This is a genomic window from Allobosea sp. P2_A10 (assembly GCF_056405115.1).
On sequence record NZ_JBFUCS010000001.1, the window covers coordinates 697177 to 722969 of the forward strand.

General features: G+C 66.0%; 28 protein-coding genes. 16 read left to right on the forward strand and 12 right to left on the reverse strand.

The window, feature by feature from the left end:
- The first annotated feature begins 10 nt into the window (after window positions 1-10).
- Complete coding sequence (locus AC1DZY_RS03400) at window positions 11-388, forward strand: VOC family protein (protein ID WP_476818640.1); 378 nt, start codon at window positions 11-13, stop codon at window positions 386-388.
- Window positions 389-467: 79 nt separating this feature from the next.
- Here AC1DZY_RS03400 and AC1DZY_RS03405 read toward each other — a convergent pair whose 3' ends face one another.
- From AC1DZY_RS03405 to AC1DZY_RS03420, 4 genes are all read right to left on the reverse strand, one after another.
- Window positions 468-758 (reverse strand): hypothetical protein, encoded by a 291-nt coding sequence (locus AC1DZY_RS03405; protein ID WP_476818641.1) that lies wholly within the window; start codon window positions 756-758, stop codon window positions 468-470.
- A 300-nt stretch (window positions 759-1058) separates the two neighbouring features.
- Entirely contained in the window at window positions 1059-2372 is a 1314-nt protein-coding gene (locus AC1DZY_RS03410; RefSeq protein ID WP_476818642.1) for an FAD-binding oxidoreductase, read from the reverse strand.
- 24 nt (window positions 2373-2396) lie between these two features.
- Window positions 2397-3338, reverse strand: a complete 942-nt coding sequence (locus AC1DZY_RS03415; RefSeq protein WP_476818643.1) for a UbiA family prenyltransferase — start codon at window positions 3336-3338, stop codon at window positions 2397-2399.
- Between the two features lie 161 nt (window positions 3339-3499).
- Window positions 3500-3721, reverse strand: coding sequence for a hypothetical protein (locus tag AC1DZY_RS03420; RefSeq protein ID WP_476818644.1), 222 nt, complete (start codon window positions 3719-3721; stop codon window positions 3500-3502).
- A gap of 257 nt (window positions 3722-3978) precedes the next feature.
- Here AC1DZY_RS03420 and AC1DZY_RS03425 point away from each other — a divergent pair, with 257 nt between their 5' ends.
- Together AC1DZY_RS03425 and AC1DZY_RS03430 are read left to right on the forward strand one after the other, a co-directional pair.
- Window positions 3979-4194, forward strand: a complete 216-nt coding sequence (locus AC1DZY_RS03425; RefSeq protein WP_476818645.1) for a hypothetical protein — start codon at window positions 3979-3981, stop codon at window positions 4192-4194.
- Between the two features lie 90 nt (window positions 4195-4284).
- Window positions 4285-5109, forward strand: coding sequence for an MBL fold metallo-hydrolase (locus AC1DZY_RS03430; protein WP_476818646.1), 825 nt, complete (start codon window positions 4285-4287; stop codon window positions 5107-5109).
- On the opposite strand, the gene AC1DZY_RS03435 is transcribed toward AC1DZY_RS03430, so the two are convergent.
- Window positions 5106-5552: a Ros/MucR family transcriptional regulator gene (locus AC1DZY_RS03435; protein ID WP_476818647.1), complete on the reverse strand. Its 447-nt coding sequence runs from the start codon at window positions 5550-5552 to the stop codon at window positions 5106-5108. The genes AC1DZY_RS03430 and AC1DZY_RS03435 overlap by 4 nt on opposite strands.
- 82 nt (window positions 5553-5634) lie before the next feature.
- Between AC1DZY_RS03435 and AC1DZY_RS03440 the strand changes: the two genes are divergently transcribed.
- Together AC1DZY_RS03440 and AC1DZY_RS03445 are read left to right on the forward strand one after the other, a co-directional pair.
- Window positions 5635-6270: a hypothetical protein gene (locus tag AC1DZY_RS03440; RefSeq protein WP_476818648.1), complete on the forward strand. Its 636-nt coding sequence runs from the start codon at window positions 5635-5637 to the stop codon at window positions 6268-6270.
- Window positions 6271-6411: 141 nt separating this feature from the next.
- Complete coding sequence (locus AC1DZY_RS03445; RefSeq protein WP_476818649.1) at window positions 6412-6846, forward strand: acyl-CoA thioesterase; 435 nt, start codon at window positions 6412-6414, stop codon at window positions 6844-6846.
- Between the two features lie 52 nt (window positions 6847-6898).
- Here AC1DZY_RS03445 and AC1DZY_RS03450 read toward each other — a convergent pair whose 3' ends face one another.
- Window positions 6899-7642, reverse strand: a complete 744-nt coding sequence (locus AC1DZY_RS03450; protein WP_476818650.1) for a GntR family transcriptional regulator — start codon at window positions 7640-7642, stop codon at window positions 6899-6901.
- A gap of 172 nt (window positions 7643-7814) precedes the next feature.
- Here AC1DZY_RS03450 and uxaC point away from each other — a divergent pair, with 172 nt between their 5' ends.
- From uxaC to AC1DZY_RS03495, 9 genes are all read left to right on the forward strand, one after another.
- A complete protein-coding gene (uxaC, locus tag AC1DZY_RS03455) occupies window positions 7815-9230 on the forward strand; it encodes a glucuronate isomerase (RefSeq protein ID WP_476818651.1) in 1416 nt (471 codons plus the stop codon).
- An 11-nt stretch (window positions 9231-9241) separates the two neighbouring features.
- Complete coding sequence (gene kduI / locus AC1DZY_RS03460) at window positions 9242-10075, forward strand: 5-dehydro-4-deoxy-D-glucuronate isomerase (RefSeq protein WP_476818799.1); 834 nt, start codon at window positions 9242-9244, stop codon at window positions 10073-10075.
- Window positions 10075-10839, forward strand: coding sequence for a 2-dehydro-3-deoxy-D-gluconate 5-dehydrogenase KduD (gene kduD, locus AC1DZY_RS03465; RefSeq protein ID WP_476818652.1), 765 nt, complete (start codon window positions 10075-10077; stop codon window positions 10837-10839). Before kduI ends, kduD begins: the two co-directional genes overlap by 1 nt.
- The gene (locus AC1DZY_RS03470; RefSeq protein ID WP_476818653.1) at window positions 10836-11177 is read left to right on the forward strand and encodes a cupin domain-containing protein; all 342 of its coding nucleotides are present in this window, start codon (window positions 10836-10838) and stop codon (window positions 11175-11177) included. The genes kduD and AC1DZY_RS03470 overlap by 4 nt, the downstream gene beginning before the upstream one ends.
- Window positions 11178-11266: 89 nt before the next feature.
- Window positions 11267-12250 (forward strand): TRAP transporter substrate-binding protein, encoded by a 984-nt coding sequence (locus AC1DZY_RS03475; protein WP_476818654.1) that lies wholly within the window; start codon window positions 11267-11269, stop codon window positions 12248-12250.
- An 81-nt stretch (window positions 12251-12331) separates the two neighbouring features.
- Window positions 12332-12826, forward strand: coding sequence for a TRAP transporter small permease (locus tag AC1DZY_RS03480; protein WP_476818655.1), 495 nt, complete (start codon window positions 12332-12334; stop codon window positions 12824-12826).
- Complete coding sequence (locus tag AC1DZY_RS03485; protein ID WP_476818656.1) at window positions 12823-14109, forward strand: TRAP transporter large permease; 1287 nt, start codon at window positions 12823-12825, stop codon at window positions 14107-14109. The genes AC1DZY_RS03480 and AC1DZY_RS03485 overlap by 4 nt, the downstream gene beginning before the upstream one ends.
- The gene (locus AC1DZY_RS03490; RefSeq protein ID WP_476818657.1) at window positions 14106-15578 is read left to right on the forward strand and encodes a mannitol dehydrogenase family protein; all 1473 of its coding nucleotides are present in this window, start codon (window positions 14106-14108) and stop codon (window positions 15576-15578) included. The genes AC1DZY_RS03485 and AC1DZY_RS03490 overlap by 4 nt, the downstream gene beginning before the upstream one ends.
- A 173-nt stretch (window positions 15579-15751) precedes the next feature.
- Window positions 15752-16591: a transporter substrate-binding domain-containing protein gene (locus AC1DZY_RS03495; RefSeq protein ID WP_476818658.1), complete on the forward strand. Its 840-nt coding sequence runs from the start codon at window positions 15752-15754 to the stop codon at window positions 16589-16591.
- 22 nt (window positions 16592-16613) lie between these two features.
- On the opposite strand, the gene AC1DZY_RS03500 is transcribed toward AC1DZY_RS03495, so the two are convergent.
- Both AC1DZY_RS03500 and AC1DZY_RS03505 read right to left on the reverse strand, forming a co-directional pair.
- Complete coding sequence (locus tag AC1DZY_RS03500) at window positions 16614-17342, reverse strand: helix-turn-helix transcriptional regulator (RefSeq protein WP_476818659.1); 729 nt, start codon at window positions 17340-17342, stop codon at window positions 16614-16616.
- Between the two features lie 97 nt (window positions 17343-17439).
- Window positions 17440-18603, reverse strand: coding sequence for an amidohydrolase (locus AC1DZY_RS03505; protein WP_476818660.1), 1164 nt, complete (start codon window positions 18601-18603; stop codon window positions 17440-17442).
- Between the two features lie 172 nt (window positions 18604-18775).
- Between AC1DZY_RS03505 and AC1DZY_RS03510 the strand changes: the two genes are divergently transcribed.
- Window positions 18776-20485 (forward strand): lysine--tRNA ligase, encoded by a 1710-nt coding sequence (locus AC1DZY_RS03510; protein WP_476818661.1) that lies wholly within the window; start codon window positions 18776-18778, stop codon window positions 20483-20485.
- A gap of 6 nt (window positions 20486-20491) precedes the next feature.
- Window positions 20492-21172 (forward strand): nitroreductase, encoded by a 681-nt coding sequence (locus AC1DZY_RS03515; RefSeq protein WP_476818662.1) that lies wholly within the window; start codon window positions 20492-20494, stop codon window positions 21170-21172.
- 4 nt (window positions 21173-21176) lie between these two features.
- On the opposite strand, the gene AC1DZY_RS03520 is transcribed toward AC1DZY_RS03515, so the two are convergent.
- From AC1DZY_RS03520 to AC1DZY_RS03535, 4 genes are all read right to left on the reverse strand, one after another.
- Entirely contained in the window at window positions 21177-21965 is a 789-nt protein-coding gene (locus AC1DZY_RS03520) for a 2-keto-4-pentenoate hydratase (RefSeq protein WP_476818663.1), read from the reverse strand.
- Window positions 21962-23110, reverse strand: a complete 1149-nt coding sequence (locus AC1DZY_RS03525) for an acyl-CoA dehydrogenase family protein (protein ID WP_476818664.1) — start codon at window positions 23108-23110, stop codon at window positions 21962-21964. Before AC1DZY_RS03525 ends, AC1DZY_RS03520 begins: the two co-directional genes overlap by 4 nt.
- 120 nt (window positions 23111-23230) lie before the next feature.
- Window positions 23231-24430 carry a pimeloyl-CoA dehydrogenase large subunit gene (gene pimC / locus AC1DZY_RS03530; RefSeq protein WP_476818665.1) on the reverse strand — a complete coding sequence of 400 codons (1200 nt, stop codon included), beginning with the start codon at window positions 24428-24430 and terminating at the stop codon, window positions 23231-23233.
- A 165-nt stretch (window positions 24431-24595) separates the two neighbouring features.
- Window positions 24596-25783: an acetyl-CoA C-acyltransferase gene (locus AC1DZY_RS03535; RefSeq protein WP_476818666.1), complete on the reverse strand. Its 1188-nt coding sequence runs from the start codon at window positions 25781-25783 to the stop codon at window positions 24596-24598.
- Window positions 25784-25793 lie beyond the last annotated feature (10 nt).

The following is a 25793-nucleotide window of genomic DNA, read 5'->3' on the forward strand; positions in this document are numbered from 1 at the left end:
GGAGCGCTTCATGCTTGGCCATCTCTCCTTCGGCGTCCGCGACCTCGCCAAAGCGATCGCCTTCTACGACGCGACGCTCGCGCCGCTCGGGATGGCGCGCGTCTGGACCACGGGAGACGCCGCCGGCTATGGCCTGCCGGGTGGGGGCGATCTGCTGGCGCTGAAGCAGCGGCTGCAAGCCTCCCCACCCGGGCCGGGCTTCCATCTCGCTTTCGACGCGCCGTCGCGCAAGGCCGTCGATGCCTTTCACCGTGCCGCTTTGGCGAAAGGCGGGAGCGACGACGGAAAGCCCGGCCTGAGGCTGCATTACGGGCCGAACTACTACGCCGCCTTCGTCGCTGACCCGGAAGGCTGGCATCTCGAAGCCGTCTGCAAGGGGACCGCCTGAACAGGCTTCCGAACGCCGTCCGGCTCCTCGCTTGCGCGGGGAGCCGGATCGGAACGAACCGGGTTCGGTGGGCGTGTGCTCAGTAGAGCGAGCAGACCTTGCGGTAACCGACGACCTCGCCGAAGCGGTTGACGCGCTCGACCATGTCGCAGCGGCGCACCGGGGCGTCTTCCTCATAGGCGGGTTCGGCGTAAGCCGAGCCGGCGGATGCGGCGAGCAGTCCGCCGACCGCGAGCGCGCCGACGATGCCGAGGCCGATGCCATGGCCGCGATGGAAGCGCGGGCGGGCTTCGGCGCCAGAGGCGGCAAGCGTGGTGGCAAGGACGAGGGCGGCAAGCGCGGCAGAGCCGGTCTTCCTGAAGCTGGTCATGATCTGCACTCCTGAGGTTCGTTCGGCGGCGAACCATTCGCCCGCCATGACCATTGGTCGCGGCAGCCCCAGGACAGGTTCAAAGCGGGAGTGAATTATTTTTCGAGGCTGCGCCGCCGCCACGACCACCCTCGCCGTCATTCCGGGCGCAGCGAAGCGGAGACCCGGAATCCATCGTAGGGCACGACAGTACTTTATGATGGATTCCGGATCGGCGCGGCTTCGCCGCTTGTCCGGAATGACGCGGTCGGTATGAAGCCGGCTGCAGCTACGGCCGAACCGCCGAAACCGGTAGTGCGCTCAGCCCGCCGTCACCCGTCGCCAGAAGCCCGATGAAAAACCCGGATCGACATGCCGGGCGAAATCGCGCCAGCGCGGGAAGGAGGCCTCGAAGGTCGCAGGCGACATCCGGGCATCCTTGTAGGGATTGACCCGCCCGCCGGCCTCGATCGCGATGCGGTCGAGTTCCGCCAGCAGCCGCTCGGTGCGCGCGCCACGATTGGGGAAGTCGAGCGTCAGCGTTGCGCCCGGAATTGGGAACGACATCAGGCCGGGCGACGGCCCATCGCCGAAAAGCTTCAGCACCGTCAGGAACGACGCCTCACCGGCAGCAAGGGTCGCCCGCAGCATCGCCTCGACCGCCGCTCGCGCATCCGCCATCGGCACGGCGCACTGGAACTGGCGCAGGCCTCTGGGGCCATAGGCGCGGTTCCAGTTCGAGACGCGATCGAGGGGATAGAAGAACGGGCGATAGGCGATCCGTCGCGGCTCCGGCGTCTTCGGCTGGGCGGCGCGATAGAGAAGATTGAAGACGCGCAGCGTCAGCCCGTTGATCAGCGGAAACGGCGGCTTGAGCGGGAAGGGCAGAGCCCGGCCAGGAGGCGACTCGGCCGCCTCGGAAGCGGGCGCGTGGTTGGCGCGAAAGAACACGCCCCGACCGAAATTCGCGCCGCTGGCGAGCGAGTCGATCCAGGCGACGGTGTAGTCATGCGTCGCGTCCGATTCCGCCGCGATCTCGAAGAAGCGGTCGAGCCCGTCGAAATGCAACGCCTCCTGCATCATCTGCGGGGAGGCGACCGGCATCAGCTGCAGCGTCACCTGCGTGACGAGCCCGGTCAGGCCAAAGCCGCCGATCGTTGCAGCGAAGAGGTCGGCGTTGAGATCGGGCGCGCAGATCAGCCGACTTCCGTCCGACCTGACCAGCTCAAAGGCCCGGACATGCCGCCCAAAGGCGCCGGCGCGGTGATGGTTCTTGCCATGGACATCGTTGGCGAGCGCGCCGCCGATGGTGACGAAACAGGTCCCCGGCGTCACCGGCGGGAACCAGCCGGCGGGCACGACGAGCTTCAGCAGATCGTCGAGCAGCACGCCCGCCTCGCAGGTGACGAGGCCGGTCTCGCGGTCGAAGGCGAGGATCCGATTCAGACCCTGCCCGAGGATCAGTACGCCGCCGTCGTTGAGGCAGGAATCGCCATAAGAACGGCCATTGCCATAGGCAAGCGCCGGTCTGCGATGGCGCAACGGGTCATCGAGCCATGCTTGCGGCGCGACGATCTCGCTGCCGCGCGCCGCAAGGCCGCCCCATGACCGGCAGTCAGCGCCGGATCCGCTCATCGCGCAATCGTCATGGCAAAGTCGTCATGGCAGGATCGAGGCCGTCACCATGATCAGCACCACGACCACGCCCATCAGTTGGCTGCGCCAGTCGCGGATCATGAAGACCAGCGGATCGTCGGGCATATGGCCGCGACGCGCCAGAAACCAGACGCGCGCCATCTGGTAAAGGATGACCGGGCAGACCAGCCAGATTACTTCCGGGTGGCGGTAGAGTTCCTTGACGGCGGCGCTGTCGACATAGAGCGCCATGATCAGCGCGCAGGTGCAGCCAGACGCCATGCCGAGCTGCGACAGCGCCTCGATGTCCTCGGCATGATAGCCACGCCCAGCCTTTTTGAGCCCCGACTGGTCCTGGGTGATCCGGAGCTCCGCATAGCGCTTCACCAGCGCCAGCGACAGGAACAGGAACATCGAGAAGGCGAGCAGCCAGGACGAGAGCGGGATCGCGGCAGCGGCGTTGCCTGCGAGGATGCGCAGCGTATGCAGCGCCGCCAGCCCGAGCACATCGACCAGGAGCTTGCGCTTGAGGAAGAACAGATAGGCCAGCGCCAGAGCCAGATAGGCCGACAGCGCCAGCACATAATGACCGGGCTTGGGCAGCAGCAGCGACATGGCGAAGGCCGCCGCCAGCAGCACGGGTACGGCCGCATAGGCCTGTCGTGGGGTGATTTCGCCAGCGGCGAGCGGGCGCTTGCACTTGGTCGGATGGCGCCGGTCGGCCTCGACATCGACGATGTCGTTGAGCAGGTAGATCGACGACGCCACCAGGCTGAAGGAAGTGAAGGCGACGAGGCCATGGCCAAGCGATTCGAGGTCGAATACGTCGTGGTTGAGCAGAATCGGGATGAAGACGAGCCCGTTCTTGAGCCAATGATGCGGCCTCATCGCCCTGATCATTGCCGTCCACGACATATCCAGCGTCTCTTCCTGCCTCGGAAACCTGACCATGCGGCACGAAGACATGCAGCACCGGCGCGACAATCACGGCGTGATCGCGCCGGACACTGCCTTTTTCTGCGGCAAATCCTAAATGCAGGTGGATAAACCCTGCCGGCGGCGTCGTATTTGCCCGCCATGCTTAACGTGGGCCTGCCGGGGTGATGACAAATCGCGGCGCGCGACCGTCAGCCGCGCCAGCTTCCCGGCCGTTGCCGCCGCTGGCGGGGCAGGGGCCAATCGCCGCGATAGCCCGTCACCGGCCACTCGTAGACGGGGGCGAAGACGAAGCAGTTCAGCCGGATGCGCTCGGCTTCGGTCGGCGCTTCCGAGCAGGCGAGCCACTGCGAGCGCTGCCAGAAGGCGTTCGCCGGCGCGCACAGGCAAAGCAGCAGAAACGCGATGAGCAACGGCGAACGCATCAACGCAACAGGCCTCTCTGCCGGGACTCGGCCCGGCCGGACTCCCACCATGTCCACACACCCAACCGCGCAGGAAAACCCTGCAAAATCTCTAAGACGCCAGAACCGGGCCTGCGCCAATCCGGATCGGCTGGCGCTCAGGCGAACCCGGTCTTGAGCGCCTCGGACCGCGCGGCCTGCTCCGCGATCAAGGCGCGGCTTTCGTCGCGGCGGACGAAGACCTTGAACATCGCCTCAACCTCGCCGTGACCTGTGCCGACGAGCCGGTGGTCATGGATCAGGGCCGCATCGTCGCGCAGGGCGCCCCGGCGGCGACACTCAACCAGGCCCTGCTGCGCCAGGTCTTCAGGATCGACCTCAGCCTGAGCCGTGCGCCGGGGCCGGGGCTACCCTTCCTGCTGCCGCAGCAGCGCCGCGCCGCCTCACAGCACAGCGACGGCGCGATCCGCGTTTCTGCCTGACCCGTTGAGCGTCGAACGGCATTGTCTTCGCCGCGCTTGCCTGCGCCGAATGGGCGGTGACTTCCTCAGACATTCCGACAGGTGAAAGACTTGGCCTTCCTGACCGAAGCGGAACCCCGGCGCGGCGTCGCGCTGCCCGTGGTTCCCGGCATTTCCCGCATCGTCGCCAGAAATCCGAGCCTGATGACCTATCACGGCACGAACACCTACCTGATCGAGGACGGCGACAGCTTCATCGTGCTCGATCCCGGCCCGGTCGACCACGGCCATATCGAGGACATCATGCGGGCGACCGGCGGCGCGATCACCATGATCCTGCTCAGCCACACCCACTCCGACCATCTTGGCGCGACGGCGTCGCTGCAGGCGCAAACCGGCGCGCGGACACATGCCTTCCATCTCAGCGGCGATCCGTCCTTCACGCCCGATGTCCTGCTCAGGGATGGCGACGTCGTCGCGGGAATGGTCGCGCTCCATACGCCGGGCCATGCCAGCGACCATCTCTGCTTCGCGCGGCCAGACGGTCTCGTTTTTAGCGCCGACCACGTCATGTCGTGGTCGAGCAGCATCGTCTCGCCGCCAGGCGGCGACATGACAGACTATGTCGCGAGCCTGCGCCGCATGCTTGCGCGCGACGACGCGCTGTATCTGCCTGGCCACGGCCCACCCTTGCCCGAACCGCGGCCCTACGTTCAGGCACTGATCGATTTCAGGCTGAAGCGCGAGAACGCGATCGCGGCCGCCCTCGAAGACGGCCCGGCGGGGACGTGGGACCTGGTCGACCGGCTCTACTCGAAGACCGATCCCTGGCTGCGTCGCGCCGCCGAGCGCAACGTCACGGCCCATCTGCTCAAGCTGCAATCGGAGGGTCGCGTCGAGCAGGATGGAGAGCGCTGGGCCGCGAGCGTCTCCTAACCCTTGGCCTTGGCCTTTGCGCGGGCGGTCGGCTTGACCGTCGTTCCGGCCTTGCGGCCGAGCCCGATCGATTTTGCGAGCACCGAGCGCGCCTCGGCATAGGCCGGCGCGACCATCGGATAATCGGCCGGCAGGCCCCATTTGGCGCGGTACTGGTCGGGGCTGAGGCCATATTTGCTGTTGAGATGGCGCTTCAGCGATTTGAACTTCTTGCCGTCTTCCAGGCAGATCAGGAACTCCGGCGTGATCGAGCGCCGGATCGAGACCGCCGGCACCAGCGGCTCGGCAGGCGCTGCCACGGGTTCGCCGTCGAGGCGCTCGAAGGCGGCATAGGTGCTCTCGATCAGCCCGATCAGTTTGCCGCGCGTGACGTTGTTGTGCGCGACATAAGCCGCCACGACCATCGCCGACAGGCCAAGGCGCTCTTCGTTGTTCTCGGACATGCAAGCTCTCTTGGGGCTGGAGATTTGACCCGGCTCGCCAGATTACGACAAAGCACACTGCAAATCACCTGGAGGATGATCCATGTCTAGCGTTCGGGTTCTGCTGTCCGCAAGCTTATTCCTCATCGCCGCTCCATCGTCTCTCTTCGCTCGACCTCCGGCGGCGCTGCTAAATTGCTCAGGTCCATTTGCGAGAGACGCCAGCCAGGCGACACTGATCGAAACGTTCGGAGCCGCCAACGTTGCGAGCGCGGACATAGACATCGGCGAAGGCTCCACCGAACTCGGAACGGTCGTGTTCGGGAAGGATCCCGGACGCCGTCTGGAAGTGCTTTGGCACGACAGTGCGAGGCGGCGCCGCCCCAGCACCATCGCGATGCGTCAGGGCCAGAACTGGATGTTCGTGCCGCCCGCGCCCGATCAGCGGCGGATTTACATCGGGGCCGCCATCTCCGAAGTCGAGGCGATCAACGGTCGGCCTTTCACCATCCTCGGCTTCGGCTGGGACAATGGTGGCTATGCTGGCGATTGGTCGGGCGGCAGTCTTGCGAAGCCGGGCGCCGGCTGCACGATCTCGCTGCGATTCGATCCCGATCGCAAGGCCAGGCCAGGCGCACTGGACAAGGTCTTGGGAGATAAGGAATTCATGTCGTCGAGCCCTGCGATCAGGGCGGTGAGACCTGTCGTCTCGTCCATCGCGATCAACTGGCCCGAATGACCAGCGAGTTGCGCCGCGCCCATCTCGATGCCGACGCCGGCTGGCGGACCTTGCGTCCTTCGGCTCTTGCCGCCTTCACGGCGTAGCGCTCTAAGCATCATGATGCGGGGCATGCCCGCCTATGAAGGTGGATACTTGGCCATGCAGAAAAATCGGCCTCCCAAGCCGGCGCTCGCGGAATTTCCGTGGGTGATCCCGATGGAACTCCGCTTCGCCGATACGGACAAGCTCGGCCACGTCAACAACGGCGCGTTCGGGTCGTTGATGGAGAGCAGCCGTAGCATGCTGCTCATGCGCGAGGGGTTGAGGCCGGGCGCTGACGCCTATTTCGTGCTCGCCCGCTTCGAGATCGATTACTTCGACGAATTGCATTGGCCCGGCACGATCGAAACGGCGCTGCGCATCGCCAGGATCGGAACATCGTCGATCGTGATGACGCAGGCGCTGTTTCGCGATGGGGCCTGCGCAGCGCTGGCGCAATCGACCATCGTTCTCGTCGACAGGGCCGGGCGGTGCGCCACGCCGGTCACCGACGCCATGCGGGCCGTTCTGAAGGAATTTGCCGGCGGCGCCTGATCGTCGCGTCACACCGAACCTTGCGGTTCGACGGCCTTGCGGAATGCCGCAGCTAGACGAAATAGTCCGGATGTTCGGCGCGCAGATGCACGAGATCGGGTAGCAGCGTTCCGAGATGCCGGCGCATCGCGGCCTGCGCGGCCGGCCCATCCGAGCGGCGGACGGCGTCGACGATCGACAGATGCTCGCGGATCACCATCGCCATGCGGCCGGGCACCGGCAGCGTCATGCGCCGGCAGCGGTCGATCTGGCTCTTGGCCGCCTGGGCGAGCTTCCAGATGCCGGGATAGCCGGCGCAGAACGCGATCGTCTCGTGGAAGGCTTCGTCGGCGAGATGGAAGCGCTCCTGATCGCCCTCGTCCAAAGCCTCATGCTGGCGCGCGATGACGGCGTCGAGCCTGGCGACGATTTCGGGCGTCGCGATGCCTGTCACGAGTTCAATCGTCGCGCATTCCAGCGCCTGCCGGATGAACACGGCCTCAGGGATGGCCTCGATCGGAATCCGCGCCACGAAGGTGCCGGCCTGCGGAAAGACCTCGACCAGCCCCTCCTCGCGCAGCTTGATCAGGGCCTCGCGCACCGGCGTGCGGCTGATGCCGAAGCGCGCGGTCAATTCTTTTTCGACCAGGGCTGCGCCGGGCGGAATCTGCATCGCCAGGATCGCCTGCCGCACCGCGTCCTGCACCAGAGACGCAGCCGTCGAGCGCGCGGGGCTCGCCGCGACGGGACGTTGGGGGCGCCGCTCACGGCGAAGCTGATCGGGCGCTGCAGCCTGCGTCCCTGTCCCATCCGACATGCCGTGTCAGCCTCATCCCGTTTCGCGCCTTGGCCACGACAGAGTTGCGCAGCGGCGAAACGATGTCGACAAAAGGCTTAGCAGGGGGCGCTTTGACACGCTAGTATATTAGTATATTCAGCTCTCCCCACCTGACGTTGCCGTCCCGCCGACGGCTCGGAACCAAAGCTCCATGCTGTTGCACGACGACCGCCTGTTTCCCTCCGACCCTGTGACGCGCGGCATCGCGCGGCGGCTCTACGCCACGATTCGCGATCTCCCGATCATCTCCCCGCATGGTCACACCGACCCGCGCTGGTTTGCCGAGAACGAGGCTTTTCCCGATCCGGCGACGCTCTTCGTCAAACCCGACCACTACATCTTCCGCATGCTGTACTCGCAAGGCGTCCGGCTGGAAGACCTCGGCATCGCGCGGAAAGACGGCGGCCAAGGAGCCGACAAGGCCAAGGCCGATCCGCGCAAGATCTGGCAGCTCTTCGCCAGCCACTGGCACCTCTTTCGCGGCACACCGACGCGGCTGTGGTTCGAGCACGCCGCTTCCAGCATCTTCGGCATCGAGGAGCGGCTAACGCCCGCCAATGCCGACACGATCTACGATCGCATCGCCGAGAAGCTCGACGAGCCGGAATACCGGCCCCGCGCTTTGTTCGAGCGCTTCAACATCGAGGCGATTTCGACCACGGAAGGTGCGCTCGACCCGCTGAAATGGCACGACATGATCAAGGCATCGGGGTGGGGCGGCAAGGTCGTCACCGCCTACCGCCCAGACAGCGTCGTCGATCCGGAATTCGAGGGCTTCGCGGATAATCTCGGGACATTCGGCGAGATGACCGGCGAGGATGTCGTGTCCTGGACCGGTTATCTCGCGGCCCATCGCCAGCGCCGGGCCTATTTCATCGAACGCGGCGCGACCTCGTCGGACCACGGCCACGCCACGGCGCGCACCGCCAACCTGTCCCGGGCCGAGTGCGAGAAGCTCTTCGCCAAGGTCGTGAAGGGCAAGGTCTCGGCCGAGGAAGCCGATTTGTTTCGCGGCCAGATGCTCACTGAAATGGGCAAGATGAGCCTTGATGACGGGCTCGTGCTGCAGATCCATCCCGGCTCCTTCCGCAATCACAATGCGGGTCTGTTCGAAGCTTTCGGCCGCGACATGGGGGCCGATATTCCGCGCCAGACCGACTACGTCACCGCGCTGAAGCCGCTGCTCGACGCCATCGGCAACGAGCCGGGCCTGACCGTGATCGCCTTCACACTCGACGAGACCAGCTATTCGCGCGAACTCGCCCCGCTGGCCGGCCACTACCCGGCGCTGCGGCTCGGACCCGGATGGTGGTTCCTCGATGCGCCAGAAGCCATGCTGCGCTTCCGCGAACTGACCACCGAGACCGCCGGCTTCTACAACACCGTCGGCTTCAACGACGACACGCGCGCCTATCTCTCGATCCCGGCGCGCCACGATGTCGCCCGCCGCTGCGACTGCACCTACCTCGCCAAGCTCGTCGCCGAACACCGGCTCGACGAGGACGAGGCGGCTGAAGTCGCTCACGATCTCGCCTATCGCCTGGCCAAGGAGGCCTATCGCCTGTGACCGGCAAACCCATGATCGACGAACGTCAGGCCGCCCATCCCCGCGACGTCAAGGGCTACGATACGCAAGCCCTGCGCGAGGATTTCCTGATCGAGCGCATCTTCGTCCCAGGCGAGATCGCGCTGACCTACAGCCACTATGACCGCATGGTCGTCGGCGGCGCGATGCCGACGACGGGGGCGCTGGCGCTCCAGCCTTACGCCCCCACCGGCACGCCCTTCTTTCTCGCTCGCCGCGAACTCGGCGTCATCAATCTCGGCAGCGCGGGCTCGGTCACGGTTGACGGCAAGGTTTTCGAGCTGCCCTCGCTCGACGCACTCTATGTCGGCATGGGCGCGCGCGAGGTCGCTTTCGCCAGCGCGGATGCGGCCAACCCGGCCAAGTTCTATCTAACCAGCGCGCCGGCCCATCGCGAGGCGCCCCATCAGATCATCCGCAAGGACGAGGCGAACACGCTGCATCTGGGAAGCCCTGAGACCTCCAACAAGCGCACGATCCGGCAATACATCATGCCCAACACCACCGGCACCAACCAGCTGGTCATGGGTATGACGGCGCTGGAGCCGGGCTCGGTCTGGAATTCGATGCCCTGCCATACCCATACGCGGCGGATGGAGGCCTATCTCTACTTCAACCTCGATCCCGCCCACCGCGTCTTCCATTTCATGGGCGAGCCGCAGGAGACGCGCCATCTGCTTGTCGCCAACGAGCAGGCGATTATCTCGCCGAACTGGTCGATCCATTGCGGCTGCGGCACCTCGAACTACGCCTTCGTCTGGGCCATGGCCGGCGACAATGTCGAGTTCACCGACATGGACGCAGCCCCCGTGGATACGCTGCGCTGATGGCGGCGCGCTCACCCTTCGACCTGACCGGCCGCACCGCGCTGGTGACCGGCGCCAACACCGGCATCGGCCAGGGCATTGCACTGGCGCTGGCGCAGGCCGGCGCAAAGGTGGTGGCGGCCGGGCGCTCGGGCATGGACGAGACTGTGGCGCTGGTCGCAACTGCTGGCGGCGTCTGTTTCCCGCTCAAGGTCGACCTGCAGAAGCGCGGCGTCGCCCCTGAGCTGATCGGCCAAGCGCAGGATCTGGCCGGTCCGCTCGACATCCTGATCAACAATGCCGGCATCATCCGGCGCGCCGACGCGGTCGATTTCGGCGAGGCCGACTGGGACGACGTGATTAACGTCAACCTCAAGGTCGGCTTCTTCCTGGCGCAGGCTTTCGCGCGCGGCTGCCTCGACGGCAAGCGCGGTGGTAAAATCGTCAACATCGCCTCGATGCTGTCATTTCAGGGCGGCATCCGGGTCGCCTCCTACACCGCCAGCAAGAGCGGCGTCGCCGGCCTCACCAAATTGCTGGCCTGCGAATGGGCGGTCCATGGCATCAATGTGAACGCGATCGCGCCGGGTTACATCGAGACCAACAACACGCAGGCGCTGCGCGAGGACCCCGACCGCAGCACCGCGATCCTCGCCCGCATCCCCGCCGGCCACTGGGGCAAATCGGCCGATATCGGCGGCGCGGCGGTGTTCCTGGCGAGCGACGCGGCGAGCTACATGCACGGCGCGATCATTCCCGTCGACGGAGGCTGGCTGGCGCGATGAGTGACCGTCTCAATTCCTTCTTCCAGCACGAGGCCGACTTCGCCTGGGAGGCGACCGAGCCCGGCGTCAAGCGCAAGATCATGGCCTATGGGCCCGATCTGATGATCGTGCGCGTCGTTTTCGAGGCCGGCGCGGTCGGCAAGGCCCATCAGCATCCCCATCGCCAGGGTTCCTACGTCGAGAGCGGCGTCTTCGACGTCACCATCGACGGCAAAACGGAGCGCCTCGTCGCGGGCGACACCTTCTTCGTACCGGCCGATCTCGTCCATGGCGTCGTCGCCGTCGAGGCCGGCCAGCTGATCGATTCCTTCACGCCGATGCGAACGGAATTTCTCTGAGACCAGCCCTGCCGGCAGGTGCCGGACGGGACCCACCAAGGGGCAAGAACGACCGGCAAAGCCGGCGAACATAACGGGAGAAGACCATTATGACGATCACCAGACGCATGTTCGGCGCGCTCGCGGGCGTAGCCATCCTCGCTTCGGTCGCAACCGGCGCCAGCGCCCAGACCGTGCTGCGCTCGACCGATATCCACCCGACCGACTATCCGACCGTCGAGGCCGTCCGCCATCTCGGCAAGCTGCTCGAGGAGCGCACCAGGGGCCGCCTCAAGATCAACGTCTTCCACTCGGCCCAGCTCGGCCAGGAGAAGGACACGATCGAACAGACCCGCTTCGGCGTCATCGACATCAACCGCATCAATATGGCGCCGTTCAACAATCTGATCCCGGCGACGAACGTGCCGTCGCTACCCTTCATCTTCCGCTCGGTCGACCATATGCGGAAGGTCATGGACGGGCCGATCGGCGACTCCATCCTCAAGGAATTCGAGAAGCACGATCTGATCGGGCTCGCCTTCTACGATTCCGGCTCGCGCTCCTTCTACAACGGCAAGCGGCCGATCAACACGCCGGCCGACATGAAGGGCATGAAGATCCGCGTCCAGCAGTCGGACATGTTCGTCAGCCTGGTCTCGGCGCTCGGCGCCAACGCCACGCCGATGGCCTTCGGCGAGGTCTATTCGGCGCTCCAGACCGGCGTCATCGACGGCGCGGAAAACAACTGGCCGTCCTATGAATCGACCAAGCACTACGAGGTCTCGAAGTTCTATTCGGTCACCGAGCATTCGCTTTCGCCGGAGGTGCTGGTGATGTCGAAGAAGAGCTTCGACAAGCTGTCCAAGGAAGACCAGGAGATCGTCAAGGTCGCCGGCAAGGAGTCGGTCCTGAAAATGCGCGAACTCTGGGACGCCCGCGAGAAGGCGTCGGAAGCCAAGGTCAAGGCCGGCGGCGCCATCATCAACGCGGTCGAAAAGCAGCCCTTCATCGACGCGATGAAGCCGGTCTACGACAAGTTCGTCACCGACGCGGCGCTGAAGGACCTCGTCGCCAAGATTCAGGCGGTCAAGTAAGCGCCGTCACTGTCGGACAAGGCGGGTCGGCCAGATTGCCGGCCCGTCTTTTCCCTCCGCTCCCAAACTCCTGGAGTCGCCATGGCCGGGCCTTTGCACAAGCTCTCGAACTTTCTGGCGTCGCTCGCCCTCTGGATCTCGGGGATCGGGCTCATCGCCATGACGCTCGCCGTGTCGTGGCAGGTCTTCGGGCGATACATTCTCAACAGCACGCCGACCTGGACCGAGGCCCTCTCGATCCAGCTTATGGGCTGGTTCATTCTGCTTGGCGCTGCCGTTGGCGTCCGCGAGGGCTATCATCTCGGCTTCGACATTCTGCGGCTCGCCTTTCCCGGCATTCCCGCCAAGACGATGGCGGCTGTCAGCCATCTCGTCGTGCTCGCCTTCGGCATCGCCATGGTCTGGTACGGCTGGGATCTTGTCGTCGGCACCTGGAGCGCGACGATCCCGATCCTCGGCTGGCCCGGCGGCGTCGATTTCATGCCGTTGCTCGGCGGCGGCGCACTGATTTCCTTCTTCACCCTCGAACACCTCTATAATCTCGCCACCGGCCGCGAAGACGGGACCACCGCATGAGCTCCGAGCTGATCGTCCTTTTTGGAAGCTTCGTCGCGCTGCTTCTGATCGGCACACCGATTGCGTTTTGCCTCGGAGTGGCCTCGCTGGCGACCGTCGTCTACATGGGAATTCCGCCGCTGATCGTGTTCCAACGGCTCAACTCCGGAATCAGCGTCTTCTCGCTGATGGCGATCCCATTCTTCATCTATGCCGGCGACCTGATGATCCGCGGCGGCATCGCCGAGCGGCTGGTGCGGTTCGCCGGCTCGCTCGTCGGCCACATGCGCGGCGGCCTCGGTCAGGTCAACATCGCCGCATCCACGCTGTTCGGCGGCATCTCGGGTTCGGCCGTCGCCGACGCGTCGGCCATTGGCGGCCTGATGATCCCGCAGATGCAGAAGCGCGGCTACGACACCGCCTTTGCCGTCAACGTCACGGTCTCGGCAGCGATCATCGCGCTGCTGATCCCGCCCTCGCACAACATGATCATCTATTCGCTCTCGGCGGGCGGGGCGATCTCGATCGCGGACCTCTTCACCGCCGGCATCATACCTGGCCTGATGTTGGCCGCGGCCCTGATGACCACCACCTGGATCGTCGCCCGCAAGCGCGGCTACCCCGCCGAGCCCTTCCCCGGCTGGGCCACGGTCGCGACCTACGCGCTCGCCGCCTTTCCGGGCATCATCCTGATCGGCATCATCTTCGGCGGCGTGCGCTCCGGCGTCTTCACGGCGACCGAAAGCTCCTGCATCGCCTCCGTCTACGCCCTTCTCGTCACGATCCTCGTCTATCGCGGCATGAACCTGCAGGAATTCAAGGAGGCGACCTTCGCTGCCGTCCGCACCACCGCCATGGTGTTGCTGGTGATCGGCTGCGCCGCTTCCTTCGGCTGGCTGCTGGCGTTTTTCCAGGTGCCCGCCGCCATGGTCACCTTCATGCGCTCGATCTCGAACGAGCCGCTGGTGATCTTCCTGATGATCAACCTGCTGCTGCTGTTCCTCGGCACCTTCATGGACATGTCGCCGCTGATCATCATCACCACACCGATCTTCCTGCCCGTCGTCACCGCCTTCGGCATGGATCCGGTGCATTTCGGCGCGATCCTGATCCTCAACCTCGGCATCGGCCTGTGCACGCCGCCGGTCGGCGCGGTGCTCTTCGTCGGCTGCGCCATTGGCCGGATCTCGATCTGGCAGGCGATGGGCTCGATCTGGCCGTTCTACGGCGCGAGCCTGACCGTGCTCATGCTGGTAACGTATGTTCCAGCCTTCTCCCTCTGGCTGCCGAGCGTTTTCCGGTGACACGACTGACGACCGCCTCGCTGCCCGGCCTCGCGCCGGCTGTCCGCCGCCCCGCCTATGACCGCGCGAAGCTGACGCCGGGCATCGTCCATCTCGGGCTTGGCGCTTTTGCGCGCGCCCATCTCTGCGAATACACCGACGACGCCCTGGAGCAGGAATTCGGCGCCTGGGGCATCATCGGAGCAAGCCTGCAGCGGCCCGACCAGCGCGACAGGCTGAAGCCCCAGGACAGTCTCTATACCTTCCTCAAGCGCAGCCCCGCCGGGCCGGAACTGCGCGTCGTCGGCGCGGTGCTCGACGTGCTGGTCGCGCCCGAGAACCCGGCCACGCTGATCGCCAGACTGGCCTCGCCCGAAACCCGCGTCGTCTCCCTGACCGTCACCGAGAAGGGCTATTGCCACGACCCCGCGACCGGCAGGCTCAAGGCCGACCATCCCGACATCGTCCACGATCTGGCGAACCCTTCGGCTCCGCGTTCCGCCATCGGCCTCCTCGTCGCCGGCCTGAGAGCCCGCAGGGCTGCGGGCCTGGGCCCCTTCACCGCGCTCTGCTGCGACAATCTCCCGTCGAACGGCCATGTGCTTGCCGGCCTCGCGCGCGACTTCGCGGCGCTCGGCGATGACGGTCTGGCAAGCTGGATCGAAGCCAACGGCGCCTTCCCGGCGACGATGGTCGACCGCATCGTCCCCGCAACGACCGACGCCGACATCGCCGAGGTCGAGGGGCTGCTCGGAGCCCACGACGCCGCCCCCGTCATCGGCGAGCCGTTCCGGCAATGGGCGGTCGAGGACGTCTTTGCGATGGGCCGCCCGAGATGGGAAGACGTCGGCGCGCAGATGGTCTCGGAGGTCGCGCCGTTCGAATTCATGAAGCTGCGCATGCTCAATGGCGCGCATTCCAGCTTGGCCTATCTCGGCTATCTCGCCGGCCAGGAAACCGTGTCGGACGCCAGCAACGATCCGGTCTTCGCTCGCTACCTTGCGGGGATGTGGAACGAGATCATTCCTGCCGTGCCCGCCCCACAGGGCGTCGTGCTGCCGGACTATGCGGGCGCCCTGCTGGCGCGCTTCCAGAACCCGGCGATCCGCCATCGGACCTGGCAGATCGCCATGGACGGTTCCCAAAAACTGCCGCAGCGCCTGCTCGGCACCATCCGCGAGCGGTTGAAAGCCGGCGCGCCGGTCGCCCATCTTGCGCTCGGCGTCGCCGCCTGGATGCGCTACGTCGCCGGCACGGATGAAAAGGGCGCTCCGATCGACGTGCGCGATCCGCTCGCGGCGGAATTCGCCAAACGCGCTGCGACAGCCGGCCGTGACGCCGGGGCGCTGAGCGTCGCCTTGCTCGGGATCGAGAGCATTTTCGGTACCGACCTGCCGCGCGAGGCGCACTTCACGCAAGCCGTCACGCGACATCTGGCGACACTGTTCGACAAGGGCGCCAGGGCGACGGCGGCAGGTCTGACGTCCTAGGCCGCGATAGCGCGGAACCACTTCGTCATTCCGGGCGCAGCGAAGCGGAGACCCGGAATCCATCGTAAAGGGCCGACTGCGCCCGATGATGGATGCCCGATCGCCGCGGTTGATCGCGATGGCGTTTTGCCAATCCCCTTGATCCCGCGTCCGACCTCGCGCCAGATACGGCCATGAAGCGGTTCGCCATCCCTGCCTGCCTTTGCCTTGGCCTGCTCCTGATCGCCGGTCAGGCCATGGCGCAGTCGCGCGTCGCGGTGCCGAATTTCTGGGACCCGCGGATCAGGGTCGATCGGCCCGAGCCCGGGCCACAGCGCGTGGTCCGATTCCTCACCGACGACGAATATCCGCCGCTGCATTTCCCCTCCCCCGACGGCGGCCTCACCGGCTTCTCGGTCGAGCTAGCCCGCGCGACCTGCGAAAAGCTCGGCTGGACATGCACCATTCAGGCGCGCCGCTTCGATACGCTGCTCGACTCGCTGGCCGAGGGGCGCGGCGACGTGCTGGCCGCCGCGATCAACCTGACGCCGCAACTGCGCGGCCGCTTCGCCGCGAGCCATCTCTACTTCCGCAGCACCGCGCGCTTCGCCACGACACGTGGCAACGCCCAAAGCGAACTCGACCCGCGCACGCTCCAGGGCAAGCGCGTCGCCGTCATCGGCGGCACGGCGCATCAGGCGTTCCTCGAGCGGCTGATGCCCTTTGTCCAGCGCCGCGAGACGGGAACGCTCGCAGGCGCGATCTCGGCCTTGCGTAGCGGCGAGGCCGAATTCATCTTTGCCGACGGCGTCGCGTTGTCATTGATCCTGGCCGGCAGCAGCGGCGCGGGCGAACTCGCCTTTACCGGCGGCCCCTTCCTGGAGAGTAGCTATTTCGGCGAGGGGGTCGGCTTCCTCATGCGCAAGGACGATCTCGCCTTGAAGCGCGGCCTCGACTACGCCCTGCAATCGCTTTGGGACGACGGCTCCTATGCGCGGCTCTATCTGCGCTTCTTTCCGGTCAGCCCGTTCTGAGTCGGCTTCTGCTGCGTCGCTCTCAGAACAGGCCGCGCGCAAAAAGCCTTGCCACGGCTTGCGCACGCGTCCGGGCGCCGAGCTTGCGCTTGGCGTTCTCAATGTGGCTGTGGATCGTGGTCGGGGACACGCCGAGCTTGTCGGCGATATAGGCGTCCGCCCTGCCGTCGGCGACGAAGGCGAGGCAATCGCGCTCACGCGGGGTCAGCGGCTGCGACGGGCGCGTCTGACCGGCGCTCAGCACCACGATCCGCTCATGCGCGACCAGCGCCGCGAACTGGATCGCCCTGAGTTCGCGCGATGAAAATGCGAAGCGCTCGAACGCCATGCTGACGACGCCCTCACGCCCGCCCGGCTCACGGCAAGGCACCGCCAGGCCGTCCTCGACGCCAAGTTGCCGCGCGAGATCGAGACCCTTCCAGCCCTTCAGCGCGTCGACGCCGCCTTCGCTCCAGCGAAAAGGGCTGATGGTGCGCCCGAGAGCCAGGATCACCGGATTCCCCTCGTCGAGCCCCTGGCGCGAATAGCTGCTCTGCCAGCCCTGCGGCGAAATCTGCGCATAGACCACCGCCCCGGCGACGATGTCGCCGAGCGCCGCCGGCGGCAGGATCGGGAACGATCCGGCAAACAGCCCGCGAACCCCGTAAGGCGTCAGCCCTTCAAACAGGATGCGACCGACAGACGCCGTCGTCCGCGCAAGGTCCAGCCGATCGATCAGTCCCTGATCGGGCGGAACGCCATCCATCGCCATCGCAGAAATCCAGACCTGTCGCCGCGAGACATAACATGCATACCCCACGCCATCTGCCAAAGCGGGCTCGGCGAGCCGCTGCCTCTTCACAACCTCGTCAAATTCGGCTGACCGGCGCGTTCGTCACCAGCGCCTGTTTCGCGACGGCAGCAAGCCATCCGGCGGCGGCTGGCAGGATGGCGTCGTTGAAATCGTAGCGGTCGTTGTGGAGCTCGCCGCCATCCATTACCGGCCCGTTGCCGATCCAGATGTAGCAGCCGGGCCGACGCTCCAGAAAATGGGCGAAGTCCTCGCCGGTGGTGCTGGCCTTGAGATCGCGCCGGACGGAAAGACCTGCCGCCTCGCCTGCCGCTGCGGCGATGTCTTCTTCCGCCGCAGTGTTGACCGTGGCGGCGCCATACATCGTCTCGACTTGCGCCTGCATCTCGAAGGTCGCGGCGATGTTTTGCGCGATGCCGTTGATCCGTGCCAGCACCCGGTCGCGGATCGCGGGCACGAAGGTGCGGAAGGTGCCTTCGAGGAAAACGCTGGTCGGAATCTGGTTGGAGGCGAGCCCGCCATGAACCTGCCCGATCGATACCACGGCGGAATCCATCGGATCGACATTGCGCGCCACCACCGTCTGGAGCGCGACGATAAGGTGGCCGATGGCGACGATCGGATCGCGCGTCAGGTCGGGCTTGGCGGCGTGGCCGGCGGTACCTTGGAGCGTGATCTTGAAGCGTCCGGGCTCGGACATCACCGGGCCGCGATGCACCGCGATCGTGCCTGCCTCCAGTCCCGGCCAGTTATGCAGCGCGAAGACGCGCTCCATCGGGAAACGCTCCAGCACGCCATCGGCGAGCATCGCCTGCGCCCCGCCGGCCCCTTCCTCTGCCGGCTGGAAGACGAGTTGCACGGTGCCGCTCCAGCTCTCGTCGCGGGCAAGCAGCGCGGCAGCGCCGAGCAGCGAGACGGTGTGCCCGTCATGACCGCAGGCGTGCATCACATTGGGCGAGGCGGATTTGTAGGGCAGGTCGTTGGCCTCCGCGATCGGCAGCGCGTCCATGTCGGCGCGCAGGCCGACCGAACGCTCGGAGCGTCCGCGCGTCAATGTCGCTACGACGCCATGGCCGCCGACGCCGGCGACGAAGGGCACGCCGAGCTCGGTCAGCTTCTCCTGGACGAACGCGCTCGTCGCCGTCTCAAAGCGTCCGAGCTCCGGATGCGTGTGGAGATGCCGACGCCAGCGTGTCAGGGTTTCGTGCAGATCGCGGTCCAAGATCGTCATCCTTATGCAGGCCATTCCAGCGCCAGCCTATACCCGTGACCAGCCTCGGCAAGCGCTCCCGGCGGATGGCCCGCGCCCTCCCCGTGCATTGACGCAGCCCTTCGCGATCTGCCAAAGCCCCTGACCCGCTTTCTTGCGCTCCGTGGAGAGGACTGACGTCATCATGCCCGCTTTTGATCCCGCCCTTGTGGACGCCGCCCAGCGTTCGGCCGCCTGGCCGTTCGAGGAAGCACGCAAGCTCGTGGCGCGGATCGAGAAATCGGGCAAGAAGGAGGTGCTGTTCGAGACCGGCTATGGTCCCTCGGGCCTGCCCCATATCGGCACTTTTGGGGAGGTCGCGCGCACCTCGATGGTCCGCCACGCTTTTCGCGTGCTGACCTGCGATGCCGTGCCGACCCGGCTGATCGCGTTCTCGGACGACATGGACGGCCTTCGCAAGGTCCCCGACAACGTCCCCAACAAGGAGCTGCTCGCGGCCAATCTCGGCAAGCCGCTGACCGAAGTGCCCGATCCCTTCGGCACGCATGACTCGTTTGGCCGGCACAACAATGCTCGCCTGCGCGCCTTCCTCGACCAGTTCGGCTTCGACTACGAGTTCAAGTCCTCGACCGACGCCTATCGGGCCGGCGAATTCGACGCGACGCTGCTCAAGGTGCTCGCGCGCTACGACGCGGTGATGAAGATCATGCTGGCGACGCTGCGCGAGGAGCGGGCCGCGACCTATTCGCCCTTCCTGCCGATCCACCCGACGACCCGCGTCGTCATGCAGGTGCCGATCGACGAGGTCGATGTCGAGGCCGGCACCATCGCCTGGGCCGATCCCGCGACGGGCGAGCGCTTCGTCACCCCGGTCACCGGCGGCCACGTCAAGCTGCAATGGAAGCCCGACTGGGCCATGCGCTGGGTCGCGCTCGGCATCGATTACGAGATGGCCGGCAAGGACCTGATCGACTCGGTCAAGGTCTCCTCGGCGATCGCGCGCGCCCTCGACGCCACACCGCCCGAGGGCTTCAACTACGAGCTCTTCCTCGACGAGCAGGGCCAGAAGATCTCGAAGTCGAAGGGCAACGGCCTGACCATCGACGAATGGCTGACCTATGCCAGCCCCGAGAGCCTGTCGCTCTACATGTTCCAGCGTCCGCGCGAGGCCAAGAAGCTGCACTTCGACGTGATCCCGCGCGCTGTCGACGAATATCTGCAGTTCCTCGGCGGTTATGAGCGCCAGGACTGGAAGAACCGCCTCGGCAATCCGGTCTGGCACATCCATGACGGCGAACCGCCGCAGCCGGAGGTCGTTTCTTCCGGCGAAGGCGACAACGCGGTTCGGACGCAGATCAGCTTCGGCCTGCTGATGAACCTCGTCGCGGTGGCGAACTCCGAAGATAAGGCAGTGCTCTGGGGTTTCCTGCAGCGCTATTCGCCTTCGATTTCGCCCGAGACTCATCCACGGCTCGATGCGCTCGTCGGCTACGCGATTGCCTATTTCCGCGATTTCGTGAAGCCGGCGAAGCATTATCGTCTTGCCGATGAAACGGAGCGCGCCGCGTTCCTGACGCTCGACGCCGCGCTCGACCGGCTGCCGGCCGACGCCAGCGCCGAAATGGTCCAGGATACTGCGCTCGACGTCGCGCGCGCGATCCCGCGCTACCAGAACCTCACCGCCAAGAACGCGACGCCCGAGCGGCCGGGCGTCTCCGGCGACTGGTGGAAGGCGATCTATCAGGTGATGTTCGGCGAGGATCAGGGTCCGCGCTTCGGCTCCTTCGCGGCAATCTACGGCATCCCGGAGACCCGTGCCCTGATCGCCGAGGCGCTTGCGGGTAGGCTCGTCACCGAACATGCGGCGTTCCTGGAACAGCGCAAGGCAGGCTGACTCGAAATGACTGACGCCAACGCCGTCGACCGCGCCATCGCCTCCCGCAGGGCGGTGCGCGCCTTCCTGCCCGATCCGGTCGACCCTGCGCTCGTGCGTCATATCCTTGCCATTGCCGCGCAGGCGCCCAGTGGCACCAACATGCAGCCCTGGAAGGTCCGCATCATCGGCCCGCAGGCCCGCGCCAGACTTGAGCCGGCGCTGATCGCCGCGCTCGATTCGCCCGACCTGCCCCCGGCTGAGGAGTACCGCTACTACCCCGAGAGCTTCGTCGAGCCCTATCTCTCGCGCCGTCGCAAGGTCGGCTGGGATTTGTATGGTCTTCTGGGCGTCAAGAAAGGCGACACCGCCGGCATGAAGCGCCAGACGGCCGCGAACCTGCGCTTCTTCGACGCGCCAGTCGCATTGATGGTGACGATCGACCGCGACCTCCAGATCGGCTCCTGGCTCGATCTCGGCATGTTCGTGCAGAACATCCTGATCGCCGCGCAGGGCCACGGGCTGAACTCCTGCCCGCAGGCGATCTTCGCGCGCTTCCACCCGGCGGTGCGTCGCGAACTCGCGATCCCCGAGAGCGAGGTCGTGGTCTGCGGCGTCGCCATCGGCAGGGCCGACCCCGACGCGCCCGCCAATGCACTTGTGCCCGAGCGCGAACCGGTCGAGGCTTTCACGACCTGGCTGGACTGAACCCTCAGGCGAAGCTGACCGAAACCCGGCCCAGTACTCCGAAATCGGCATCGAGCCGGTCGCCCGGCCCGATTGCGATCGGCACGACGCAGGTTCCGGTCGTCACCACCTCGCCGGCCTTCAACATCACGCCGAGCCCCGAAAGCTCATTGACGAGCCACGTCAGCGCGATACGCGGATCGCCAAGCACGTTCGCCCCAAGGCCGGGCAGATCCACCCGCCCCGGCATCCGGCCGACCGGCCTGAACGCGGCGAGATCAAGCCCGCGCCAATCGGCTCCTGTCGTCTCGCCGAGCACGAATTCATGCGCGCAGGCATTGTCCGCGACGAGTTGCACGCCACCGGCCGCAACGAAATCCGTGAACCGGGAATCGGGCACCTCGATCGCCGGATGTAAGGACGCAACCGCATCGAGTACTTCGCTCTGCTCATACGCATTTTCACGCGGCGGGAGGTCGCGCCCCATGCGGAAGGCAAACTCGATCTCCGCGACCAGCATGGCGTTGCCGGCAAGCGAACTCGTCGCGCCGTCTTCCAGCACGCGCTCGGCCAGGATGCGGCCCGCCAGAGGTCCGCTGACGCCGATATGGGCCTGGCCCGCCTTGCTGGTCGCGGCGATCTTCCAGCCAAACAGCGGCGACGGGCTTGCGCGCTCCAGCAGCGCCTGCATCGCATAGGCCTCGCGCCGATCTGCTGGGACGAGCCCCTCCGGCATGCCCGCGCATTTCGTGCCGGCGCGCCAGTGCGAGAGTAGGAAGGCGGTCGCCGCCGGCAGCTTGCCGATCTCGCTCATGCGGCGAGCCCGCCGGCCCGATCGACAAGGCGCAGATGATGGGCGGTGTCGCCGAACAGGCTTTCGATCATGGTCAGGCGCTTGAAGTAATGCGCGCCGAGATATTCCATCGTCATGCCGATGCCGCCATGGAGCTGCACCGCCTCCTGGCCGACTATGCGGCAGGAGCGGTTGACCTGGACCTTGACCGCGGAAAGCGCCGCCCCGCGCTCGCGCGCATCCTCATGCTCGACCATCATCGCCGCATAGGCCGCCATCGAACGGGCCTGCTCCAGCGCGATCAGCATGTCGACGGCGCGATGCTGCAGCACCTGAAACTGGCCGATCGGGGCGCCGAACTGCTGGCGCGTCTTGAGGTAGTCGACGGTCAGCGCATGCAGCGCATCCATGATGCCGACCGCTTCGGCCGCCAGCGCAGCGATGGCGTATTCGGCGACGCGCTCCAGGATGGGCAGGCCCTGCCCTTCCCGCCCGATCAGGTCGGCCTCGGAGACGGCGACGCCCGACAGCGCGATCTCGGCGGCGCGCCCGCCATCCTGCGTCGCGTAGCCGTGGATCTTCACGCCCGGCGCACTTGCCGGCACGAGGAACAGGCTGATGCCGTCCCTGTCGCGCCGGTTGCCGGAGGTGCGGGCGCTGACGACGAGATGCTGCGCGCTGTCGCCATGGATGACGACGCTTTTCGCGCCCTCCAGCACATGGCCGCCGGCCGCCTTCTTCGCGGTTGTCGCGACATCGAAGAGATCGTAGCGCGACTGCTTCTCGGTAAAAGCGAGTGCCAGCCGTGCCGTTCCCTCGACGATGCCGGGAATGACCCGTTCCTTCAGCGCCGCCGAACCTCCGAGCCGGACCGCGCCGCCGCCGAGCACGACGGTGGCGAGATAAGGTTCGAGCGCCAGCCCCTTGCCCAGAGCTTCCATCACGACCAGCGTTTCGACAGGACCTCCGCCGAAGCCGCCCTCGTCCTCGGCAAACGGCACGCCCAGCAGCCCCATTTCGGCGAACTGAGCCCATGTCTTCTCGGAGAACCCGAGCGCGCCTGCGCCTTGCGCCTTGCGCTGCTCAAGCGAGCCGTAGGTCGCGGCCATCAGGCGTTCGACGCCGTCCTTGAGCTGCGTCTGTTCAGGAGAAAGGTCGAAATCCATGATGCGTCTCTTTCAAGTTCGCAGTGCCGCCGGTCCACCCTCCCCGTCATCCCGGACAAGCGGCGCAGCCGCGCAGATCCGGGATGACGGCGGAGGGAAATGACCGGGTCGAGCTCAAATTCACAGTCCTAAAACAGCCTTGGCGATGATGTTCTTTTGAATCTCGTTCGAGCCGCCATAGATCGAGACCTTGCGATTGTTGAAATAGCTCGCGGCAGCCGCATCGGCCCAGTCGTAGTCGAACGGCCAGTCGTTGGTCAGGTCGCCTGAGCGTATCGGGGCCGCCAACGCGAACGGGCCAGCGACCTCCAGCAAAAGCTCGGTCGTCGCCTGCTGCAATTGCGAACCCTTGATCTTCAGAATCGACGACGCCGGATCAGGCTTGTTGGGGTCGCGCTTGCCTTGCGCCGCGACGACCCGCATCTGCGTGATCTCCAGCGCCTTCAATTCGATCTCGACATCCGCCAGCCGTTCGCGGAAGTCGCGGTCGTCCCAGACCATGCCCTCGCCAGACGGCATCTCCCGGGCGAGCCGCTTGATCCGCGCCAGTCGCTCCTTCGACAGCCCGATGCGGGCGATGCCTGTGCGTTCGTTTGCGAGCAGGAATTTTGCGTAGTCCCAGCCCTTGTTCTCCTGCCCGACGAGGTTCTCGACCGGCACCTTCACATTATCGAAGAAGACCTCGTTGACCTCGTGCCTGCCCTCCAGCGTGATGATCGGACGCACGGTGATGCCCGGCGTCTTCATATCGATCAGGATGAAGGAGATGCCGGCCTGCTTCTTTGCCGCGGGGTCGGTGCGCACAAGGCAGAAGATCCAGTCGGCATATTGCCCGAGTGTCGTCCAGGTCTTCTGGCCGTTGACGATGTAGTGGTCGCCCTCGCGCACCGCTTTGGTCTTGAGCGAGGCAAGGTCGGAGCCGGCACCCGGCTCCGAAAACCCCTGGCACCACCACTCGTCGAGATTGGCGATCTTGGCGAGATGCTTTTCCTTCTGCGCCTGATTGCCGAAGGCGGCGATCACCGGCCCGACCATGTAGCAGTTGAACTGCAGCGGCAGCGGCACGGCGGCCAACAGCATCTCCTCGGTGAAAATGTAGCGCTGGATCGCGGTCCAGTCCTGCCCGCCCCATTCCCTGGGCCAATGCGGCACAGCCCAGCCCTTGGCGTTCAGTACGCGCTGCGAGGTGATGTAGTCTTCGCGCGTCATGCCGCGGCCTTCCGAAACCTTCTTGCGGATTTCGGCCGGAATCTCGCTGCGGAAGAACGTCCGCACCTCGTCGCGGAAGGCGATCTCCTCAGGTGTGAAACGCAGGTCCATGGTGGTTTCCTCTATCGTCTCGCAACGAAACTCGCCGTCATCCTGGACAAGCCGCGAAGCGGCGCAGTTCCGGGATCCATCGTCGGGCTGCGTCGGTGCTCTATGATGGATCCCGGGACGACCTTCGGTCGCCCAGGATGACGGCGTGGTTTGGGTGTGAACTCATCAGCCCTGATTGATCTCGAACAAACCCGCGCAGCCCATGCCGCCGGCAACGCACATCGTCACCACGGCATAGCGCGCCTTGCGACGGCGGCCTTCCAGCAGCGCGTGGCCTACGAGGCGCGCGCCGCTCATGCCGAAGGGATGGCCAACCGAGATCGCCCCGCCATTGACGTTGACCTTGTCGGGGTCGATGCCAAGCGTGTCGCGGCAATAAAGCGATTGCGAGGCGAAGGCCTCGTTCAGCTCCCAGAGATCGATGTCGGAGACCTTGAGCCCGTTGCGCTCCAGAAGGCGCGGCACGGCGAACACAGGACCGATGCCCATCTCGTCGGGCTCGCAGCCGGCCGACGCAAAGCCACGGAAAATCCCGAGCGGCGACAGCCCCCGCCTCGCAGCCTCATCGGCCGACATCACCACGCTGGCCGCAGCCCCGTCCGAAAGCTGGCTGGCATTGCCGGCGGTGATGAACTGGTCGTCGCCGCGCACCGGCTTGAGCTTGAGCAGACCTTCCAGCGTCGTCTCCGGCCGGTTGCCCTCGTCCTTGGCGAGCGTGACCTCCTCCATCCGGGTTTCGCCGCTCGCCTTGTCGGTGACGCTCATCATCGCCGTCATCGGCACGATCTCGCCGTCGAAGAGCCGGCGCTGCTGGGCTGATGCCGTGCGGCGCTGGCTCTCCAGCGAGAACGCGTCCTGCGCCTCACGCGAGATGCCGTAGCGGCTCGCGACATTGTCGGCCGTCTCGATCATCGAGGTGTAGATCTCGGGCTTGTGGGCCATCAGCCAGTCGTTCTGCGTCAGCTCGCGCTTGACCTGCGGCTGCACCAGCGAAATCGACTCGACCCCGCCGCCGACCGCGACCGGCACGCCGTCCATCACCACGCGCCGCGCCGCATGCGCGATCGCCTCCAGTCCCGAGGCGCAGAAGCGGCTGACCGTGACACCGGCCGACTGCACGGGAATGCCAGCCATCAGCGCGGCATGACGCGCGACATTGCCGCCGGTCGCCGCTTCCGGATAGCCGCAGCCCAGCACGATCTCCTCGATCGCCTCGGGTTCGATCCTGGCGTGACCCAGCGCATGCCGGATCGCATGGGCCGCCATGTCGGCGCCCTTGGTCTGGTTGAACGCCCCGCGAAAGGCCTTGCCGATCGGTGTGCGGGCAGTGGAGACGATGACGGCTTCGGTCATGGAACAGATC

Bases quoted from the DNA above. Each gene is read 5' to 3' on its own strand.
- AC1DZY_RS03400 (WP_476818640.1), top strand. From the start codon at position 11: ATGCTTGGCCATCTCTCCTTCGGCGTCCGCGACCTCGCCAAAGCGATC.
- AC1DZY_RS03405 (WP_476818641.1), bottom strand. From the start codon at position 758: ATGACCAGCTTCAGGAAGACCGGCTCTGCCGCGCTTGCCGCCCTCGTC.
- AC1DZY_RS03410 (WP_476818642.1), bottom strand. From the start codon at position 2,372: ATGAGCGGATCCGGCGCTGACTGCCGGTCATGGGGCGGCCTTGCGGCG.
- AC1DZY_RS03415 (WP_476818643.1), bottom strand. From the start codon at position 3,338: ATGTCTTCGTGCCGCATGGTCAGGTTTCCGAGGCAGGAAGAGACGCTG.
- AC1DZY_RS03435 (WP_476818647.1), bottom strand. From the start codon at position 5,552: ATGTCCGAGAACAACGAAGAGCGCCTTGGCCTGTCGGCGATGGTCGTG.
- AC1DZY_RS03440 (WP_476818648.1), top strand. From the start codon at position 5,635: ATGTCTAGCGTTCGGGTTCTGCTGTCCGCAAGCTTATTCCTCATCGCC.
- AC1DZY_RS03445 (WP_476818649.1), top strand. From the start codon at position 6,412: ATGCAGAAAAATCGGCCTCCCAAGCCGGCGCTCGCGGAATTTCCGTGG.
- AC1DZY_RS03450 (WP_476818650.1), bottom strand. From the start codon at position 7,642: ATGTCGGATGGGACAGGGACGCAGGCTGCAGCGCCCGATCAGCTTCGC.
- uxaC (WP_476818651.1), top strand. From the start codon at position 7,815: ATGCTGTTGCACGACGACCGCCTGTTTCCCTCCGACCCTGTGACGCGC.
- kduI (WP_476818799.1), top strand. From the start codon at position 9,242: ATGATCGACGAACGTCAGGCCGCCCATCCCCGCGACGTCAAGGGCTAC.
- kduD (WP_476818652.1), top strand. From the start codon at position 10,075: ATGGCGGCGCGCTCACCCTTCGACCTGACCGGCCGCACCGCGCTGGTG.
- AC1DZY_RS03470 (WP_476818653.1), top strand. From the start codon at position 10,836: ATGAGTGACCGTCTCAATTCCTTCTTCCAGCACGAGGCCGACTTCGCC.
- AC1DZY_RS03475 (WP_476818654.1), top strand. From the start codon at position 11,267: ATGACGATCACCAGACGCATGTTCGGCGCGCTCGCGGGCGTAGCCATC.
- AC1DZY_RS03480 (WP_476818655.1), top strand. From the start codon at position 12,332: ATGGCCGGGCCTTTGCACAAGCTCTCGAACTTTCTGGCGTCGCTCGCC.
- AC1DZY_RS03485 (WP_476818656.1), top strand. From the start codon at position 12,823: ATGAGCTCCGAGCTGATCGTCCTTTTTGGAAGCTTCGTCGCGCTGCTT.
- AC1DZY_RS03495 (WP_476818658.1), top strand. From the start codon at position 15,752: ATGAAGCGGTTCGCCATCCCTGCCTGCCTTTGCCTTGGCCTGCTCCTG.
- AC1DZY_RS03500 (WP_476818659.1), bottom strand. From the start codon at position 17,342: ATGGCGATGGATGGCGTTCCGCCCGATCAGGGACTGATCGATCGGCTG.
- AC1DZY_RS03510 (WP_476818661.1), top strand. From the start codon at position 18,776: ATGCCCGCTTTTGATCCCGCCCTTGTGGACGCCGCCCAGCGTTCGGCC.
- AC1DZY_RS03515 (WP_476818662.1), top strand. From the start codon at position 20,492: ATGACTGACGCCAACGCCGTCGACCGCGCCATCGCCTCCCGCAGGGCG.
- AC1DZY_RS03520 (WP_476818663.1), bottom strand. From the start codon at position 21,965: ATGAGCGAGATCGGCAAGCTGCCGGCGGCGACCGCCTTCCTACTCTCG.
- AC1DZY_RS03525 (WP_476818664.1), bottom strand. From the start codon at position 23,110: ATGGATTTCGACCTTTCTCCTGAACAGACGCAGCTCAAGGACGGCGTC.
- pimC (WP_476818665.1), bottom strand. From the start codon at position 24,430: ATGGACCTGCGTTTCACACCTGAGGAGATCGCCTTCCGCGACGAGGTG.
- AC1DZY_RS03535 (WP_476818666.1), bottom strand. From the start codon at position 25,783: ATGACCGAAGCCGTCATCGTCTCCACTGCCCGCACACCGATCGGCAAG.